The following is a 15,135-nucleotide window of genomic DNA, read 5'->3' on the forward strand; positions in this document are numbered from 1 at the left end:
GGTCGGGGTGTCGGGGTGTCGGGGGCGGAAGCGGCCGTCCCCGGGTGGTGCCCGGGTTCGTCACCGTCGATCTTCCCGCCGGCTGGGCCGGGCGGTGACCCGGCGTTGACGCTGCGGCCCCGCCGAGGCCATCCGTCGCGGCTGCCGCCGCTGGTGCCCCGACCGCCCCTCGGCTCCACTGCCGGCGGATCCCACCCGACCAGTCGGATCCGCCCGGTCCGCCGGGCCCACCTGGCCCGCTGGCCCCGACCGGCTCCGCCTGCGCGGCCGCTGCCGGAGCGGGCCGGGACATTGCCCTGCGATCCCTTTGCTCTGCTTCAACCGGCGCACGTGTCGACGTCCGGGTACCGGACGTCGGGTACTGCGTGGGGTGAAGCAGAGCAAAGGACATGGGGGAGTGGGGCTCCGGTGCCCGTCCGGACGTCGTAAAGGGTGCCGTCGAGCGGGAGTGCGCGTCGATGGCCGGGGCTGGATCGGCCGTCGCGTCGGGACGCTGGACGTACCGGCCGGCCGCGCCGAGCGACAGCACAGGTCGGTGCTCCGGACCCTCGGCACCACCCCCGCCCGGCGGGCCGGGGGGATCGACGTCCGGCCGGCCGTCGCCGCCCGGTTCGTGGTGGCCCGGCTCATGGTGGTACGCACCGACCGGCGCTGACCCGGCGTCCGGCGACGGGTCGAGGGCCAGGTCCCGCAGCAGGCCGGGGGCGTGGGCGGTGACGACCCGCAGCCAGTGCTCGGGCGGCTGACCCGGTCGCCGGGGCCGGTGATCCCAGGGGCCGTTGGCGGTCGCGAACACACCCTCGACCGTGCCGGAGCTGCCGCCCGACGGCCCCGGCGAGCTGGCCGGCCGCACGGTAGACCCAGTCGGTGAGGCGGCGGCGTCAGCCGGCGGGGTGGGGGAGTCGAGCGCAGCGGCGAGGCGGTCCACGGTGGCCGCCGCGGACCGCAGCCGGTCGGCGAGCCAGTTACGCGGGTGTCGGCGCGGCACCGCCGGCCTCCAGTTCCAGGCTCTCGTAGCGCAGCGTCAGCGCCGCGATGGCGATCTCCTGCCCGAGCGTGTTCAGGTGGGCGCCGCGCCAGTTGGTCGGCCACGCGTTGATCAGGTTCCAGCGCAGCACCTCCGCCGTGCCGGCGGCGTCGAGCAGCACCACCGAGACGTTGCGGCGGCTGACCGTGCCTCGGGCGACCGCGTGCACCCAGTCCCACAGCTCCCGCGACGCGGTGAGGCCGAAGTGCAGGGTGACCGGCCCGTACTCCACCTGGCCCGGGACCATCCGGATCCGGTCGTTGCCCTGCTCCCGGTACGGCACCGCCGGGATGTTCACCTCCAGGCCGCTGACCTCGGTGAAGTGGCCGTTCGTCACCCCGTTCACCAACAGCTTGAAGTTGTACGCCCGGTACGGGTCGACCGGGGTGCCCGGCTGGGGGGTGGCCGTGGTCGGCATGTCAGCCTCCAATCGTCTCGGTCTCGGTGCCGCCGGCCCACTGGCTCAGCTTGAACACCACGAACTCGGCGGGCTTGACCACGGCGATGCCGATGTGGGCGACCACCATCCCGGCGTCCCGGACGTCGGCCGGGTTGGTCTCCTCGTCGCACTTGACGAAGAACGCCTCCTCCGGCGTGCGTCCCAGCAGCGCCCCGTCGCGCCACACCCGGGTGAGGAAGGCGCCGATGTCCCGCCGGATGGACCGCCACAGCGTGTAGTCGTTCGGCTCGAACACCATCCACCGGGTGCCGTTGGCGATGGCCTGCTCGATGGCGATGGAGAGCCGCCGGACGTTGAGGTAACGCCACTCGCTGGCCTCGGCGGCGAGGGTGCGGGCGCCCCAGACCCGGATGCCCTCCCCGGGGAAGTAGCGGATGACGTTGACGCCCTTGGGGTTCAGCACGTCGTGCTCGGCCCGGGTGACCAGGTGGCCCAGGTCCACCGCGCCGCGTACCGGCTCGTTCGCCGGTGCCTTGTGTACCCCGCGCAGGGCGTCGGTACGGGCCCAGATGCCCGCCACGTGCCCGCTCGGCGGGGTGAGCACCAACTCGCCGCTGAGCGGGTCACGGACCCGCAGCCACGGGTAGTAGAGGGCACCGAAGTCGGACTGCCGGGGACGGTGCGCCACCGGACCGCCCCCACCGGCGGATCCGCTGGCGGCGGCCGGATCGCCGGTGTCCGCCGGTTTCGCCGGGCGGCCCGAACCGGGCGTGGCGACCCGGGTGAGGGTGGAGATGTCGTCGATGTCGGGTGCCGGGTCGCAGATGGCGACCATGGTGCGGGTGCGCTCGGCCATGCTCAGCAACGCCTCGTGGGAGACCGGGTCGTGGAAGCCGGGCGCGGCCAGGATGGAGATCTCGTCGACCGCTTCCAGCAGGTCCAGGCCGGCACGCTTGCGGCCGGTGCCGGAGACGGCACCGCCTTCGCCGACGTTCACCACCCAGCAGCGGGTGCCGCCGTTGTCCAGGAAACCGAAGACGGCCCGGGCCAGCGGGGTGCTCTCCAACTGGTCGCCGTCGGCGTACAGGCGGAGGAAGTCGGTCCAGTTGTTCACCGCGAGCGCCGCACCGAGATGGGCGGTGCGGTCCGGCGCGACGCCGACGAAGGCCGCCGTGCTGGTGCCGACCGGTCCGATCGGCCGGGCACCACTTGGCACCTCCTCGACGTAGATGCCGGGCGAGAAGTAGGTGGGCATCGGTTCCTCCCGTGCGGGTCGGGTCGGCGGATCAGGGTGTCGGTGGCGCGCAGACGATGACGATGTCGGGTTCGGCCGGGTCGACCTCGGCGGTGAGCACCTGCCCCCGACCGGTGAGGCGCAGCCGGACCGGTGCCGGCCGGTCCGGGTCGTGGGGGACGCCGACGAGCCGGAAACGTCCGGCCGAGTCGGTCCGTGTCGCGTTCGGCTGGCCGACGACCTCGACCCGCATGGACGCGAGGGGCTGCTCGGCCGGACCGACGACGCGTCCGTCGAGGGACACCATCTCCAGCTGCCGCAGCCGCAGCGGTCGCAGGACGGGTGGGGCCGGTCGGGTCGACGGGGTGATCTGCACCGGCACGTCGATGAGTACGGCCGGCCGGGGCGGCGTGCCGAAGGCCGCCCACAGTGCCGGGTCGCCGGCCTCCAGCACCAGCGTGCGACCGTCCGCCGCGGTGGCCGCGACGAGCACCCGGTCCAGTGTGGCCAGGGACTCCGGGCCACCGGCGGCCAGCAGGTAGCGCACCGTGAACCGGTACGGTTCGGGTCCGCTGCCGGTGCCTCGGGTCTGCCGGGCCGGCCGGATCTCCAGCGGCCACAGGGTCAACCGGCCCGGGTCGGCGTCGGGTCGTGGCGGGCCGACCGGGACGGTGTCTCCCACCGTCCCGGTCAACCACGCCGCCACCTCGGCGGTGGCCTCGCTGATCGGACCGTCGTCGGTCATCGCGGCGGCGTCCCCTGGATCCGGTACGCGATGGCCTCGTTCCACACGTGCGGGTAGACGCCGATCTCGAAGTACCGGGTGAAGCGGTTGATCGGTGCGCCCGTGTGGTCGTGGTAGAGCAACCAGACCGGCGCGATGGTGAACAGCACGTAGTTGGCCACGACCAGCGGGATGTACAGCGGACCGAGCAGCCGGGCCTGGAAGATGTGCACGTCCTCGTGTCGCTGGATACCGGGACCGGAGCCGGCGCAGACCGTGCCGAGCGTGGTGGCGTAGCGCGGGGAGACCCCTTCGACCACGTTCACCCGGCAGCTGTGCCGGGAGGTGGCCCGGTCCAGCGAGTGACCGAACACCAGGTGCAGAGCCAGATAGATCGCGCCGACGAGGGTGTTCAGCAGGCTCCAGGTGTGATCCACGATGAAGAGGAACACCCCGCGCGGGCTGGCCGCGTAGACCTCGGCCGCGGCGACGGCCCAGCCGAAGACCGTGCCGACGAGCAGACCGATGCCCGCGCCGATGAGCACCCCGACGCCACCGCCGAGGAGTTGGCCGAGTACGGCGCCCGTGGCGACGTGCACGGCGGCGCTGAGGATTCCGAAGACCATCTCCGGCTCCCCTCAGGCCCAGGAGCGGATGAACCGCGGCTCGTTGCCCTGCGCCAGCTGGATCGGCGTGGCCTGCCGGTTGCCCGGCGGCAGCTGGTTGATGCCCAGCGCGGCGGAGAAGATGACCAGGCCGTTGAAGAACGCGATGATCCATTTCTCGGCGCCCGCGTCGGTGGCGAAGGCGGCGGTGAGGTACGACAGCGCGAGCGCGATGCCCAGCGCGATCCACTTGCGGGCCTTGTCGGCGCTGGGGCCGATGAGTCCGCCGATGACGTTGGTGGTGAGCAGCGTCGCGGCGCTGGCGCCGGTGAGGCTGCCCAGGGCCGCCCAGGTGAAGAGATCGTTCATCGCCGATCCCCCTTCGGTGTTGCGTACTGCCGGGTGGGGTGTGGGTGAGCCGCCGTCCTCGACGGCGGCGGCCGGCGGTCGTCAGCCGGCGTCCGGCGGGCCGGGATTCGTGGTGGCCGGCGTGACCGGTGGGGGACCGCCGACCGGTGGTGTGCCGCCGCCGGGCGGCGGACCGTCGGGCGGCGGACCGCCGGCCGCGGAGCGGCGGAGCAGGACCACGACGAGCACCGCGACGAGCAGCAGCACCACGGCCCCGACACCGATCAGCAGCCAGGGGAGCCCGCCGCCGGAGTCCGCACCCGCCGCCGAGGACGGTCGCGGTGGCGCCTCGGCGACGGCGCGCAGCTCGGCGGGCTTCTGCTCGTTGCGATTGACCCGCCAGGTGACGGTACGGTCGTTGACCTGACCGCCGGTGCTCGCGTCCAGGACGCGGCCGGGAAACGTCACCGCTATCTCGAACGACATCAACAACATGAATCGTTCTTGATTCTTGGGGTCCTGTTCGGCCACTTTCCCGCCGTACTTCTTCGGGTCCAGCGGAAGGGTGAACACGTACCGGTCGTCGGTGCGGACGATGCTCAGGCTTTCGCTGTCGAATTGGTGCAACGGAACGTTCCGGTAGTCGATCAGAGATCCGAAGTGGGTGTCGTCCTCGTATCGGGTCTCCGGTCCGGCGGGTAGCGCCGGCATGTTCTGCCGCAACTCCGCGAAGCCTGCCTCGACCGGCCTGTTGTTCAAGGTCAGGACGTTCCGCTCGGCGGTGAGCAGAAGTTGCCCGGTGACCGTGTCGTCGGCGTTGACGGTCAGCCCGGCATTGAGCTGCATGCAGCCGGAAAGGGCCGCCACCAGCACGAGGCACGCCGCGCCGCGGAGTGCGCTGAAGCGACTGAGCCTCGAATTCATGGGCTCAGTGTGTGCTCTCGCCGTCCGAGTCATCAGTCAGCGATCAGTCACATGCCAGTCGCCGATCTTACCGGGATCCCGTCACATTCGGCCGAGGTCACGAACCGACAGAATGGATATTCTGAAAGGTTGACCACAATTACTTGATCGAGTCGCGTCGCTCCGGTGTCAGGCGGGTCGTGGTGGCTGCCAGTCGGCGTGGCGGGCCATGCCCCGCAGCGCCATCCGGCCCGGCGTCAGGCGCAGCATCGCGTTGCGTACCGCGATGGCCGCCGGGTGGCGCAGTTCCTGGCCGAACCGCGCGGTACGGGCGGCCGCGCGGGCGACGGCCTGGCTGCGGGGCCGGCGCAGCCGGTCGTACGCGCGCAGCGCCGCCGCAACGTCGACCGCCGGGCCGGCCACCGCACCGAGGGTGACCGCGTCCTCGATCGCCTGGCAGGCGCCCTGCCCCAGATGCGGGGTCATCGCGTGCGCCGCGTCGCCGAGCAGGGCCACCCGGCCGCGCACGTAGTGCGGTAGCGGCCTGGCCAGGTGGTACAGGTCGTCGCGCAGCACGTCGTCAGCTCCGGTGGCGGCGAGCAGCGCCGGTACCGGGTCGTGCCAGTGGCCGAAGCGTTCGCGTACCTCGGCCAGCTCGTCGGCGGCGTGCCCGCCGGGCGGGGCGGTGATCGCCGCGTACCAGTAGACCTGGCCGTCGCCGAGCGGGACCATGCCGAACTCGCTGCCCGGCCCCCAGCTGACCGCCGCGGGGACCGGCCCGTCGAAGGTGATCGCGGCCCGCCAGGCGGTGGAGCCCGAGTACGCCGGTGGCGGACTGTCCGGCCAGAGCCGGGTACGCAGCGTGCTGCGCAGCCCGTCGGCGCCGACCACCAGCTCGGCGGACAGCTCGGCCGACGCACCGCCGCGCTGGTAGCGCACCGTGCCGCTGGCCGGGTCGACGTCTGACACCGCGCAACCGGTCCACAGCGCCTCGGCCGGCAGCGCCTCGCGCAGCGCCCGGTGCAGGGCGCCCCGGTGGATGCCGAGCGCGGTGGTGCCGAGAACCCGTTCCAGCTCGGCCGCGTCCACCCGGGACAGCCAGCGCCCGTCGGCGGTGCGCAGCCCGCCGGTGGCCCCGTCGCGCCCCAACCGGCGTACCTCGGTGCCGAGGCCGAGGGTGTCCAGCCCGCGTACCGCGTTCGCCATCAGCGTGATTCCCGCGCCGACCTCACGCGGCTGCGGGGCCTGCTCCAGCACGGTGACCCGCCAGCCCCGCCGGTGCAGGGCGAGCGCGGCGGCCAGGCCACCGATGCCGGCGCCGGCCACGACCGCATGTCTCTCCGTCACGGCGACCACCTTTCTACGCCTGTAGAAGGGCATACTACATCCGTAGAACCATGGCGGGAGGCACCGGTTGGGTGGGCGGGAGAAACGGGTCGCGGTACTGGCCGACGCCGCCATCGCGCTGATCGCCGAGAGCGGCATGCGGGGCCTGACCCACCGGGCGGTGGACGTGCGCGCCGGGATGCCCACGGGAACCACCTCGGCGTACCTGCGTACCCGGCAGGCGTTGATCGAGGCGGTGGTGCGGCGTCTCGCGGAACTGGACCGCGCCGACATCGCCGGCCACGACCTACCCGGCGGGGCGCCGTCGGTGCCGACGGGACCGCCGCTGTCCCCGACGGACCTCGACCGGCTCGCCGCCGGTATCGCCGGGGTGCTCGACCACTGGCTCTCCGCCGCCCGAACACGCACCCTGGCCCGGTACGCCTGCCTGCTGGAGGCGGTGCATCGACCGCAACTGCGGACCATCCTGGAACACGGAGTGGTGCTGCGGGCCCAGGCCGAAGACCTGCTCACCCGCGCCGGTGCCCCGGACCCCCGCCGCCGGGGTCACCGGTTCGTCGCCTTCGTCGACGGCCTGCTGTTCGACCGGCTCGTCGGCGCCGGTGCGCTCAGCGCGCCGGCACCCGGCACGCCGGCCAGTCGTGCCGATCTGACCGAGGCGGTCCGTGACCTGCTGCGCGCCCTCGTCGGCTGAGCGGACGACGGGTGGAACTCAGGCGCTGCCGCGTACCACGAGAGTCGACGGGAAGACCGTCGTCTCCGGTGCCGAGCGTTGTTCCAGCACCATCGTCGCGGCCGCGGTGATGATCTGCCGTACCGGGTGACTGGCCGTGGTGAGCGCCACCGTGGCGGCCAGCGGGATGTCGTCGAAGCCGGTCACCGCGACATCGTCGGGCACCCGGATGCCGTCGGCGCGCAGCCGGCCGATCACCCCGAGCGCGGTCGCGTCGCTGATCCCGACGATCGCGTCGGTGTCCGGCCAGCGTCGCAGCACCTCCCGGGCGGCGGCGTACCCCCGGGTCGCGCTGAAGTCGCCGACCACCTCCCGGGCCGGCAGGCCGGCCTCGTGCACCAGCGCCCGGTACGCCCGTACGGAGCGGTTCGCGCAGGCCAGCCAGCGAGGACCGGTGACCATGGCGATCCGCCGCCGGCCGCTGTCGTACAGGTGGCGGACGATCGCGGTGGTGCCGCCGCCGTTGTCGATGTCCACCGACGGCACGCTGGCCGAACCGATCCCGATCGACACGGCCCGGCCAGCCAGCCGGCGCGGCACCAGGTCCAGCAGCGCCGGTGTCGTGTTGAGCAGGACCAGGCCGGCCACGCCCCGGTCGTCGGTCAACCGGGTCAGCCGCTGCGGTTCCGCCAGCGGGATCCACTGCACGGCGACGCCCAGACCGTGCGGCGTGCAGGCCCGGGCCACCGCGGCGACGGCCTGGTCGACGTAGGGGTCGTCGAGGACGGCCGGGTCGGTGCCCGCCACCGCGATCAGCAGCCGTACACCGGAACCGTGCACCAGCGCCCGCGCCGCCGGGTTCGGCACGTAGCCGAGCAGGTTCACGGCGGTGCGTACCCGCTCCCGGGCGGTCGGTGACGCGAAGCCGTTTCCGGCGAGGACCCGGGACGCCGTCGAACGGGACACCCCGGCGGCCCGGGCCACGTCGTCCAGGGTCGCCGGGCGGCGCGCTGCCGTCGTCATGATCGTTCTCCCCGTTGTTGCTCGCGCCCGCCTGGGCGCCCACCAGCATCATGCCGTGCCCGACGGCTGCTGGTAAGGACCGGAGGCGGATTGTGGTGGTAGCGCTCCCAGGTGTGTGATCGTCGTACTGTCCGAGGAGAGGACCGGAAAGTACGTGGATCCCGCCGTCACCACCCCCGCCACCCCGCCGACCAACCCCGGCCCGTCGGGCGCCGTGCTGGCCGCCCGTAACGGGGTGGCCGTCGTGTTCGCCCTCAACGGACTGGCCGTCGCCACCTGGTTCGCCAGGGTGCCGGCGATCCGCGACGGCCTCGGCCTCAGCCCGGGGCGGCTCGGCCTGCTGCTGCTCGCCCTGTCTCTCGGGGCGATCCTCGCCATGCCCACCGCCGGCCTGGTCGCCCAGCGCCTCGGCGCGGCCCGGGCCGTGGCGGCGTCCACCCTGCTCGTCGCGCTCGGGCTGATCATCGCCGGATTCTCGGCGGGGGTGGCCGTGTCACTACCGGGAGTGGCGCTGGGTCTGTTCGCCCTCGGCTACGGCTCGGGAACCTGTGACGTGGCGATGAACGTCGAGGGCGCGGCGGTCGAACGGCGACTCGGCTGGACGGTGATGCCACGCTTCCACGCCGCCTGGAGCCTCGGCTCGGTGGCCGGCGCGGGCCTCGGCGCGGGGGCCGCCCGCCTGGGTGTCCCGGTCGCCGTGCACCTCGGTGTGCTGGCCGCCCTGGTGCTCGGCGGCACGCTGCTCGGGGCCCGCGCGTTCCTGCCGGTCGAGCCGGACACGGCCGGCGCCTCGACCGGGCGTCGTCGGCTGCTGGCCGCCTGGCGGGAGCCACGCACCCTGCTCATCGGCCTGCTGGTGCTGGCGGCGGCGTTCGCCGAGGGCAGCGCCAACGACTGGCTGGCGGTGGCCTTCGTCGACGGCTACGGCTTCAGCGAGGCGGCCGGCGCGGCGGTCTTCGGCGTCTTCGTGGTCGGCATGACGCTGGGCCGCACCGTCGGCACGGTCGCGCTGGACCGCTGGGGGCGGGGGCCGGTGCTGACCACGACCATCCTGCTCGCCATCGTCGGCGCCGGCCTGGCGGTGCTCGCCGGCTCCGGTCCGGTCGCCGTGGTCGGCGTCGCGCTGTGGGGGATCGGTGCCTCGCTCGGCTTCCCGGTGGGGATGAGCGCCGCCGCCGACGAGGAGGAGCACGCGCACGTACGGGTCAGCGTGGTCGCGGTGATCGGTTACACGGCGTTCCTGGCCGGGCCACCGCTGCTGGGTCTGCTCGGTGACCAGGTGGGCACGCTGCGGGCGCTGCTCGTCGTACCGCTGCTGCTGCTGCCGACCCTGCTGCTGGTCCCGGCGGCCCGCCCGCCCGTCGCCGGCGGCACGGGGGCGCCGGCGCGGGCGGGCTCGGTGGAGCCGACCGGGTAGCGGGACGTCGCCCGGCAGGCCGTCGGGTGGTGCCACGCGCCGGGGATTCGCAGCCGGCTCACAGGGATCTGCCAGGTGACGGTGGTGCACTGGGAGGCACGCCGAGGAGAGGAGCCGGGCATGGGCTGGTTCAGCCGGCGGTCACGAGCCGCGCAGGGCACCCCGACGAAACTCGACCGCGAGGCCACCCCCGAGGACCTCGCCGCGCTGGAGCAGTTCGCCACCAGCCGGCAGGGGGTGGAGTTCTACCTGGAGCCGGAGACCACCGCCACCGACACCACCGTGATGGCCATCGCCCACGACGGGGAGTGGATCCGCCGTCGCACCGGCACGCCGCGCGCCGCCGGTGCCCTGGCCCGCAAACACGCCGTTCCGCTCTACGAGGCCACCAAGGTCGGCTACCCGGATCGGATGCGGGCCTGGAACCGGGCCCATCCGGAGCGCCGCGCCCGCTGAGTCGGCCTGGGCCGGCAGGGGTTCAGCCGGCCACCGCCGCCCGGGCCTCGTCGAGGGTCATCGGCGGGCTGTGGCTGGAGACGTACCAGCGGATGTCGTCGTCGAGCAGCCGGCCGACCAGCGCGAGATCCGGTTCGTCCGCCGGCGTACGTAGGTGCGCCGGCGGCGGATACCAGCTGTCACCGAGCAGCATCACCCCCGAATCGGGTACCACCACGATCGTGGAGTCCGGGGCGTGCCGGCCGCCGACGTGGCGTACCAGGACGCCGGTCGGCAGCTCCAGCTCGTCGACGAAGACCCGGGTCGGGGGCAGCACCCGCAGTTCGTCCCAGGAGTCCACGGCGAGCGCGCGGGCCCGGAAGCTGGGCCCGAGCCGGCGGTTGCGCAGCACCTCCTCGCGCAGGTACCGCACGCTCCACGGCCGGTTCGACTCGGCGCGCAGCAGTTCGGCACCGCTGACGTGCCCGACGATCTCCACGTCCGGCCAGGCGCAGGCACCCCAGACGTGATCCCAGTGGTGGTGGGTGTAGACCAGCCAGCGGGGTGCCGGTAGGCCGGCGGCCCGGAGCGCCGCCTGGATCTCGCGGGCGTGCGACGGGCTCTGCCCGGCATCCACGAGCACACTGCCCCGCTCGTCGGCGATCACCGCGACGCCCGCCTGCACCAGATCCGGATCAGGATCCCCCGGACAGAGCCACACCCGCCCCGCGAGATGTTCGAACGCCACCACCATCACCGCACCCTAGCCCCCACCCCCTGCCGTGGGGGTCAGCGGACGGCGATGACGGCGGCGTCGGCGGCGCCGCGCCAGAGGGTGCCGACCTCGGTGAAGCCGGCGTCGGCGAGGGCGGTGAGGTGCCAGGAGATCGGCGGCGTCCACTCCGGGCTGTGCCCGGTCGGGTAGATGGCGTGCCGCTGCCGCACCAGCGGAGCCAGGTTCGGGTCCTGCCCGGCCTGTTCCCACCACTGCGACCAGGACAGCACGGCACCGGCGGCGTACCGGGCCGCGCGGTGTTCCTCGGCGCGGGCGAGCAGCCGCTTGGTCAACTCGGGCAGACCGTCGTCGGGCATGTGATCGGCGTTGACGAACACACCGCCCGGTCGGAGCAGGTCGTGGATCTCCGGGTAGAGGGCGCGCAACCGTTCCGCCGGCAGCCAGTGCAGGGCGGTCGCGGTGAGCACGGCGTCGTAGCGCTGGTGCGGCAGAGCCGTGGTCCAGTCCGGCCGACTGAGATCGGCCGCGACGATGGTGGCCCGGTCGTCGAGGGAGGCGGTGGCGAGGGCGAGCAGCGCGGGGTCGAGGTCGACCAGGGTGACCTCGGCGTCGGGGAAGCGGCGCAGGGCCCGCAGGGAGATGGTGCCGGTGCCGCCGGCCAGGTCCAGCAGCCGGGGTGGGGTGGCCTCGCGGACGGCGTCGACGGCGTCGAGCATGGTGGCGAACCGGTGCTCGCGGTCGGGCAGGTACGCCTCCTGCTGGCGGTCCCAACTTTCCTGCCAGGCGGCGACATTGCTGATGTAAGGACTCATGACCATCACGCTAGTTACGGAACGACCAACCTGTCCAGCCTTGTTGCCAACCTTTTGCAACTGCGAGAGAATGGCGGAGCGATGATCGGATCGGGTCGGACCGGACAGCGGTCCGGCCCGGTCGCGCCTCGGCCGGCACCCGCGCCGCAGGACCGGACCACCCGCCACGCCGTCGTCGACCTGGACCGGCAGCCGCCTCCGCTCGGGCGGGCCCGCGGGAGACCGCACCGACCGGTGCTGCCATGATTTTCCTGAGCGAGGGCGAGGCGCCCGGCCGGAACGGACTGGACACCAGGTGGAACCACAGCGCACCGCCGCGCACGAGATGTTCGACGCCGACGTGGCCTCCAACCGGCTCGGCATCGAGCTGCTCAGCGCCGCCGACGGCACGGCGGTGGCCCGGATGCGGATCACCGACGACATGGTCAACGGACACCGCATCGCGCACGGCGGTTTCGTCTTCCTGCTGGCCGACACCGCGTTCGCGCTGGCCTGCAACAGCCACGGTCCGGTGACCGTCGCCGCCGGCGCCGACATCACCTTCGTCCGCCCGGCCCGGCGGGGAGACGTACTCGTCGCCCGGGCCAGCGAGCGCACCCGGTACGGCCGCAGCGGCATCTACGACGTCACCGTGTGCCGGGCGGACGGGGAGGTGGTCGCGGAGTTCCGCGGCCAGAGCCGGACGCTGCGGCCGATGCCTGATCCCGACGGTGGCGCACCGGAACCGGGGGAGCGGGACCGAGCGCCGGCAGCCGACCAGCGCCGCTGAGCCGGCCGCCCGGTACGGCACCCGAGCGCGCCGACCCGCCGGGGGCGCCGGGGTCGGGCACGATGTCCCGATGGGACATGTCGTGCTCTTCCACTCCGTGTACGGGCTGCGACCGGCGGTGCTGGCGGCCGCCGACCGGCTGCGCGCCGCCGGCCACCAGGTGCACGCGCCCGACCTGTACGGCGTGCCCGCCGTTAACTCCGTGGCGGAGGGATTCGCGTTGTTGGAGCGGATCGGCCAGCAGACCGTGCTGGACCGGGCACGCGCGGCGCTCGACGGCCTGCCGCCCGACACCGTGCTCGCCGGTTTCTCGATGGGTGCCGGGGTCGCTGGCGCGCTGCTCGCCGAACGACCAGCGGCCGCCGGCCTGCTGTTGCTGCACGGCACCGGAGGGTCCCCGGCGGCGGTCCGGCCGGGCCTGCGGGTGCAGTTGCACCTGGCCGACCCGGATGTCTACGACCCGCCCGACGAGGTCGAGGCGTGGCAGCGGGAGATGACCACGGCCGGAGCGGATCTCGTCGCCCACCGGTATCCCGGGGTGGGGCACCTCTTCACCGACCCGACCGTCGCCGACCATGACCCGGCCGCCGCGGCGCTGACCTGGGACCGGGTCACGGCCTTCCTCGCCCGACGCTGACCTGACCGTCCGGGGCCGGCAACCGAAGCGCGCGACGGGACCGCTGGTCGGGGCCGGCATCCCGGCCCGGCGCGCCGGAGGCGACTCCCGGTGGCGCGGCACGCGGGTCGCCGGCACGGTGCCGGCCGCGCGGTCCGGGTCGAGATGGTCCGGGCCCGCCGCGCTCGTCGCCGCGCCTCGCGCGGCCCGCCGGGCGAAGGCGGCGCGCACGGCTCGGGGCAGCCGGGCCCGGGCGACCTGCCGCACCACCGGGTCGGCCACCTCGTAGCCGCCGGCCGGCCGGGTGAGCAGCAGGCCGTCGCGGGTCAGGGCGGCCAGCTCCGTCGCCGCCCGGGCAGCCGGCCAGTCAAGGACCTCGGCCAGTTCCGCCACCGTGCGTCCCGGCAGCAGCGCGGTGGCCATCAGGACCGCACGCGCACCACCGCCGAGCCGGTCCAGCCGGGCCTCGACGACCCGACGGACGCCCTCCGGTACGGGTAGCGCGGCCAGGTCGCTGTCCGCCCCGAACCGGCCCGGCCGACCGAATCCGGCCAGCGCGGTGAGCATGCGGACGTAGGCCACCGCACGCCCCGGGTTGCCAGCGGTCACGGCGATCAGCCGGGTAGTCAACCCGCTCGGTTGACCGGCCCGGCGCAGCAGCCGGCGCAGCAGCCGGCCGGAGCTGATGGTGTCCAGCGGCGACAGGCGCACCCGGGCCCCCCGGCGTGCGGCGACGCCGCGCTCCCGGTCACCGGTCGCGACCAGCACCAGCGGCAGGTCACGTTCGTCGGCCAGGTCGACCAGCGTGGCCAGTTCGCGGCGCAGCGCCGGCGCGGCACGGTCGAGATCGTCGACGGCCACCACCACCGGTTGCCGTCGCGCCAGGCTCAGCAGCACCTCCCACCAGTACGTCACCGCGCGGGACTGGCCGAGCTGAGCCCCGAGCAGGTCGTCCACAGTGTCCAGGGCGGGCGTCAGCAGGTCGGCCGGCACCAGTGGCGTCAGGGCGGCGGCGAGCCGGCCGCGTACCGTCTCGGTGTCGTCGGTGACGCGAGCCCGGGCCAGCCCGCGGACCAGGTCCGCGATGGGTTGCAGCGGGGCTTCCGGATAGGGCGGGCAGGCCGTGGGACACCAACGCACCGGAACCCCGTCCAGCGTGCCGGTGGTCCGCACCAGTTCCCGCAACAGGCTGCTGCGCCCGCTACCGGGCGGGCCGAGCAGCAGCACCCGGCGGTCGCCGCGCCCACGCGTGGCCTCGGCGAGGTGCTCGCGGGCGACGGCCAACTCCCGTCGCCGGCCGAGCAGTGCGCCGGCGTGGCGTGGCGGTCGGGGACGTTCGGTGCCGGTGGCGTGCCAGACGTCGACCGGCAGGGCCTTGCCGGCGACGGTCACCGCCGGGACCGGGCGCTGGGCGATCAGCCCGGCGACGGCCCGATGGGTGGCCGGGCAGAGTGCCACCCCACCGGGTGGGGCGTGTTCCTGTAGCCGGGCGGCGAGGGTGACGACCGCGCCGCTGGCGACGCCGTGCCCGCCGTCGTGGTCGGTGGCCAGGTCGACGACGGCCTCGCCGGTGGCGACGCCGACCCGGACCCGCAGCCCGGGAGCCAGCCGGAGACCGTCGAGCACCCGCTGGATCTCCAGCCCGGCGCGCACCGCCCGGTACGCGTCCCATCCGTCCGCGCGGCGCGCGCCGAACAGGGCCATCACGGCGTCGCCGACGTACTTCTCCACCGCGCCGTTCCACCGGCGCAGCACCCGTGCGACGCCGCCGAAGTAGGCCCGTTGCAGGGCGCGGACGTCCTCCGGGTCGAGCCGGTCGACCAACCGGGTCGACCCGACGATGTCGACGAAGAGGACCGTGACGGTCCGCCGCTCCTCCGCCACGGGCCAACGCATCCGCCCTGCGGCGGCCTGACCAGCGACAACAGAACTGGGCATGGAGATCGCACCCTGCCTCTCCCCCCGTTCGCGCCGACGATGTCCGGAGCCTGTCATCGCTGGTCTGACGGCGGATCGGCAGAACGACGTATGTCGGCCGGACGCAACCTTTGGTCGCAATGTCGACG

General features: G+C 74.0%; 15 protein-coding genes and 2 pseudogenes. 6 read left to right on the forward strand and 11 right to left on the reverse strand.

Annotated elements, in window-relative coordinates; translation table 11 throughout:
* Positions 1-448 precede the first annotated feature (448 nt).
* Positions 449-655 (forward strand): hypothetical protein, encoded by a 207-nt coding sequence (locus O7605_RS22615; RefSeq protein ID WP_269741017.1) that lies wholly within the window; start codon positions 449-451, stop codon positions 653-655.
* Positions 656-965: 310 nt separating this feature from the next.
* On the opposite strand, the gene O7605_RS22620 is transcribed toward O7605_RS22615, so the two are convergent.
* The 7 genes from O7605_RS22620 to O7605_RS22650 all read right to left on the reverse strand — a co-directional run bounded on the left by O7605_RS22620 (position 966) and on the right by O7605_RS22650 (position 6,588).
* Positions 966-1,445, reverse strand: a complete 480-nt coding sequence (locus O7605_RS22620) for a phage tail protein (RefSeq protein ID WP_093402636.1) — start codon at positions 1,443-1,445, stop codon at positions 966-968.
* Position 1,446: 1 nt separating this feature from the next.
* The gene (locus tag O7605_RS22625) at positions 1,447-2,682 is read right to left on the reverse strand and encodes a phage tail sheath family protein (protein WP_269741018.1); all 1,236 of its coding nucleotides are present in this window, start codon (positions 2,680-2,682) and stop codon (positions 1,447-1,449) included.
* 31 nt (positions 2,683-2,713) lie between these two features.
* The gene (locus O7605_RS22630) at positions 2,714-3,406 is read right to left on the reverse strand and encodes a carboxypeptidase regulatory-like domain-containing protein (protein ID WP_269741019.1); all 693 of its coding nucleotides are present in this window, start codon (positions 3,404-3,406) and stop codon (positions 2,714-2,716) included.
* Positions 3,403-4,011 carry a glycine zipper family protein gene (locus tag O7605_RS22635; protein ID WP_269741020.1) on the reverse strand — a complete coding sequence of 203 codons (609 nt, stop codon included), beginning with the start codon at positions 4,009-4,011 and terminating at the stop codon, positions 3,403-3,405. Before O7605_RS22635 ends, O7605_RS22630 begins: the two co-directional genes overlap by 4 nt.
* A 12-nt stretch (positions 4,012-4,023) precedes the next feature.
* On the reverse strand, positions 4,024-4,359 hold the full coding sequence (locus O7605_RS22640; protein WP_164450182.1) for a hypothetical protein: 336 nt from the start codon (positions 4,357-4,359) through the stop codon (positions 4,024-4,026).
* Positions 4,360-4,440: 81 nt separating this feature from the next.
* Entirely contained in the window at positions 4,441-5,262 is an 822-nt protein-coding gene (locus tag O7605_RS22645) for an LppM family (lipo)protein (protein WP_269741021.1), read from the reverse strand.
* Between the two features lie 168 nt (positions 5,263-5,430).
* Positions 5,431-6,588 carry an FAD-dependent monooxygenase gene (locus tag O7605_RS22650; RefSeq protein WP_269741022.1) on the reverse strand — a complete coding sequence of 386 codons (1,158 nt, stop codon included), beginning with the start codon at positions 6,586-6,588 and terminating at the stop codon, positions 5,431-5,433.
* 67 nt (positions 6,589-6,655) lie between these two features.
* On the opposite strand from O7605_RS22650, the gene O7605_RS22655 reads away from it, so the two are divergent.
* Complete coding sequence (locus O7605_RS22655; RefSeq protein ID WP_269741023.1) at positions 6,656-7,282, forward strand: TetR/AcrR family transcriptional regulator; 627 nt, start codon at positions 6,656-6,658, stop codon at positions 7,280-7,282.
* An 18-nt stretch (positions 7,283-7,300) separates the two neighbouring features.
* On the opposite strand, the gene O7605_RS22660 is transcribed toward O7605_RS22655, so the two are convergent.
* Positions 7,301-8,284 (reverse strand): LacI family DNA-binding transcriptional regulator, encoded by a 984-nt coding sequence (locus O7605_RS22660; protein ID WP_269741024.1) that lies wholly within the window; start codon positions 8,282-8,284, stop codon positions 7,301-7,303.
* A 154-nt stretch (positions 8,285-8,438) separates the two neighbouring features.
* Between O7605_RS22660 and O7605_RS22665 the strand changes: the two genes are divergently transcribed.
* Positions 8,439-9,701, forward strand: a complete 1,263-nt coding sequence (locus O7605_RS22665; RefSeq protein ID WP_269741025.1) for an MFS transporter — start codon at positions 8,439-8,441, stop codon at positions 9,699-9,701.
* A gap of 120 nt (positions 9,702-9,821) precedes the next feature.
* The gene (locus O7605_RS22670; protein ID WP_164450181.1) at positions 9,822-10,157 is read left to right on the forward strand and encodes a hypothetical protein; all 336 of its coding nucleotides are present in this window, start codon (positions 9,822-9,824) and stop codon (positions 10,155-10,157) included.
* A 22-nt stretch (positions 10,158-10,179) separates the two neighbouring features.
* Here the strand turns inward: O7605_RS22670 and O7605_RS22675 are convergent, their stop codons facing one another.
* On the reverse strand, positions 10,180-10,890 hold the full coding sequence (locus O7605_RS22675) for an MBL fold metallo-hydrolase (RefSeq protein ID WP_269741026.1): 711 nt from the start codon (positions 10,888-10,890) through the stop codon (positions 10,180-10,182).
* 35 nt (positions 10,891-10,925) lie between these two features.
* Positions 10,926-11,684, reverse strand: coding sequence for a class I SAM-dependent methyltransferase (locus tag O7605_RS22680; protein ID WP_269741027.1), 759 nt, complete (start codon positions 11,682-11,684; stop codon positions 10,926-10,928).
* Between the two features lie 325 nt (positions 11,685-12,009).
* Here O7605_RS22680 and paaI point away from each other — a divergent pair.
* A pseudogene (paaI, locus tag O7605_RS22685) lies at positions 12,010-12,372 on the forward strand (hydroxyphenylacetyl-CoA thioesterase PaaI); the annotation flags it as partial.
* A 151-nt stretch (positions 12,373-12,523) separates the two neighbouring features.
* Positions 12,524-13,090, forward strand: coding sequence for a dienelactone hydrolase family protein (locus tag O7605_RS22690; RefSeq protein WP_269742722.1), 567 nt, complete (start codon positions 12,524-12,526; stop codon positions 13,088-13,090).
* Positions 13,091-13,840: 750 nt separating this feature from the next.
* Here the strand turns inward: O7605_RS22690 and O7605_RS22695 are convergent.
* Positions 13,841-15,064 (reverse strand): annotated as a pseudogene (locus O7605_RS22695) (adenylate/guanylate cyclase domain-containing protein); the annotation flags it as partial.
* Positions 15,065-15,135 lie beyond the last annotated feature (71 nt).

It is taken from the genome of Verrucosispora sp. WMMA2121 (assembly GCF_027460185.1).
Taxonomy (GTDB): Bacteria; Actinomycetota; Actinomycetes; order Mycobacteriales; family Micromonosporaceae; genus Micromonospora; species Micromonospora palythoicola.

What these genes read in the sequence shown, in the direction of transcription:
- O7605_RS22620 (WP_093402636.1), bottom strand. Translation starts at nt 1,445, where the DNA reads ATGCCGACCACGGCCACCCCCCAGCCGGGCACCCCGGTCGACCCGTAC.
- O7605_RS22625 (WP_269741018.1), bottom strand. Translation starts at nt 2,682, where the DNA reads ATGCCCACCTACTTCTCGCCCGGCATCTACGTCGAGGAGGTGCCAAGT.
- O7605_RS22630 (WP_269741019.1), bottom strand. Translation starts at nt 3,406, where the DNA reads ATGACCGACGACGGTCCGATCAGCGAGGCCACCGCCGAGGTGGCGGCG.
- O7605_RS22635 (WP_269741020.1), bottom strand. Translation starts at nt 4,011, where the DNA reads ATGGTCTTCGGAATCCTCAGCGCCGCCGTGCACGTCGCCACGGGCGCC.
- O7605_RS22640 (WP_164450182.1), bottom strand. Translation starts at nt 4,359, where the DNA reads ATGAACGATCTCTTCACCTGGGCGGCCCTGGGCAGCCTCACCGGCGCC.
- O7605_RS22645 (WP_269741021.1), bottom strand. Translation starts at nt 5,262, where the DNA reads ATGAATTCGAGGCTCAGTCGCTTCAGCGCACTCCGCGGCGCGGCGTGC.
- O7605_RS22660 (WP_269741024.1), bottom strand. Translation starts at nt 8,284, where the DNA reads ATGACGACGGCAGCGCGCCGCCCGGCGACCCTGGACGACGTGGCCCGG.
- O7605_RS22670 (WP_164450181.1), top strand. Translation starts at nt 9,822, where the DNA reads ATGGGCTGGTTCAGCCGGCGGTCACGAGCCGCGCAGGGCACCCCGACG.
- O7605_RS22675 (WP_269741026.1), bottom strand. Translation starts at nt 10,890, where the DNA reads ATGGTGGTGGCGTTCGAACATCTCGCGGGGCGGGTGTGGCTCTGTCCG.
- O7605_RS22680 (WP_269741027.1), bottom strand. Translation starts at nt 11,684, where the DNA reads ATGAGTCCTTACATCAGCAATGTCGCCGCCTGGCAGGAAAGTTGGGAC.
- O7605_RS22690 (WP_269742722.1), top strand. Translation starts at nt 12,524, where the DNA reads ATGGGACATGTCGTGCTCTTCCACTCCGTGTACGGGCTGCGACCGGCG.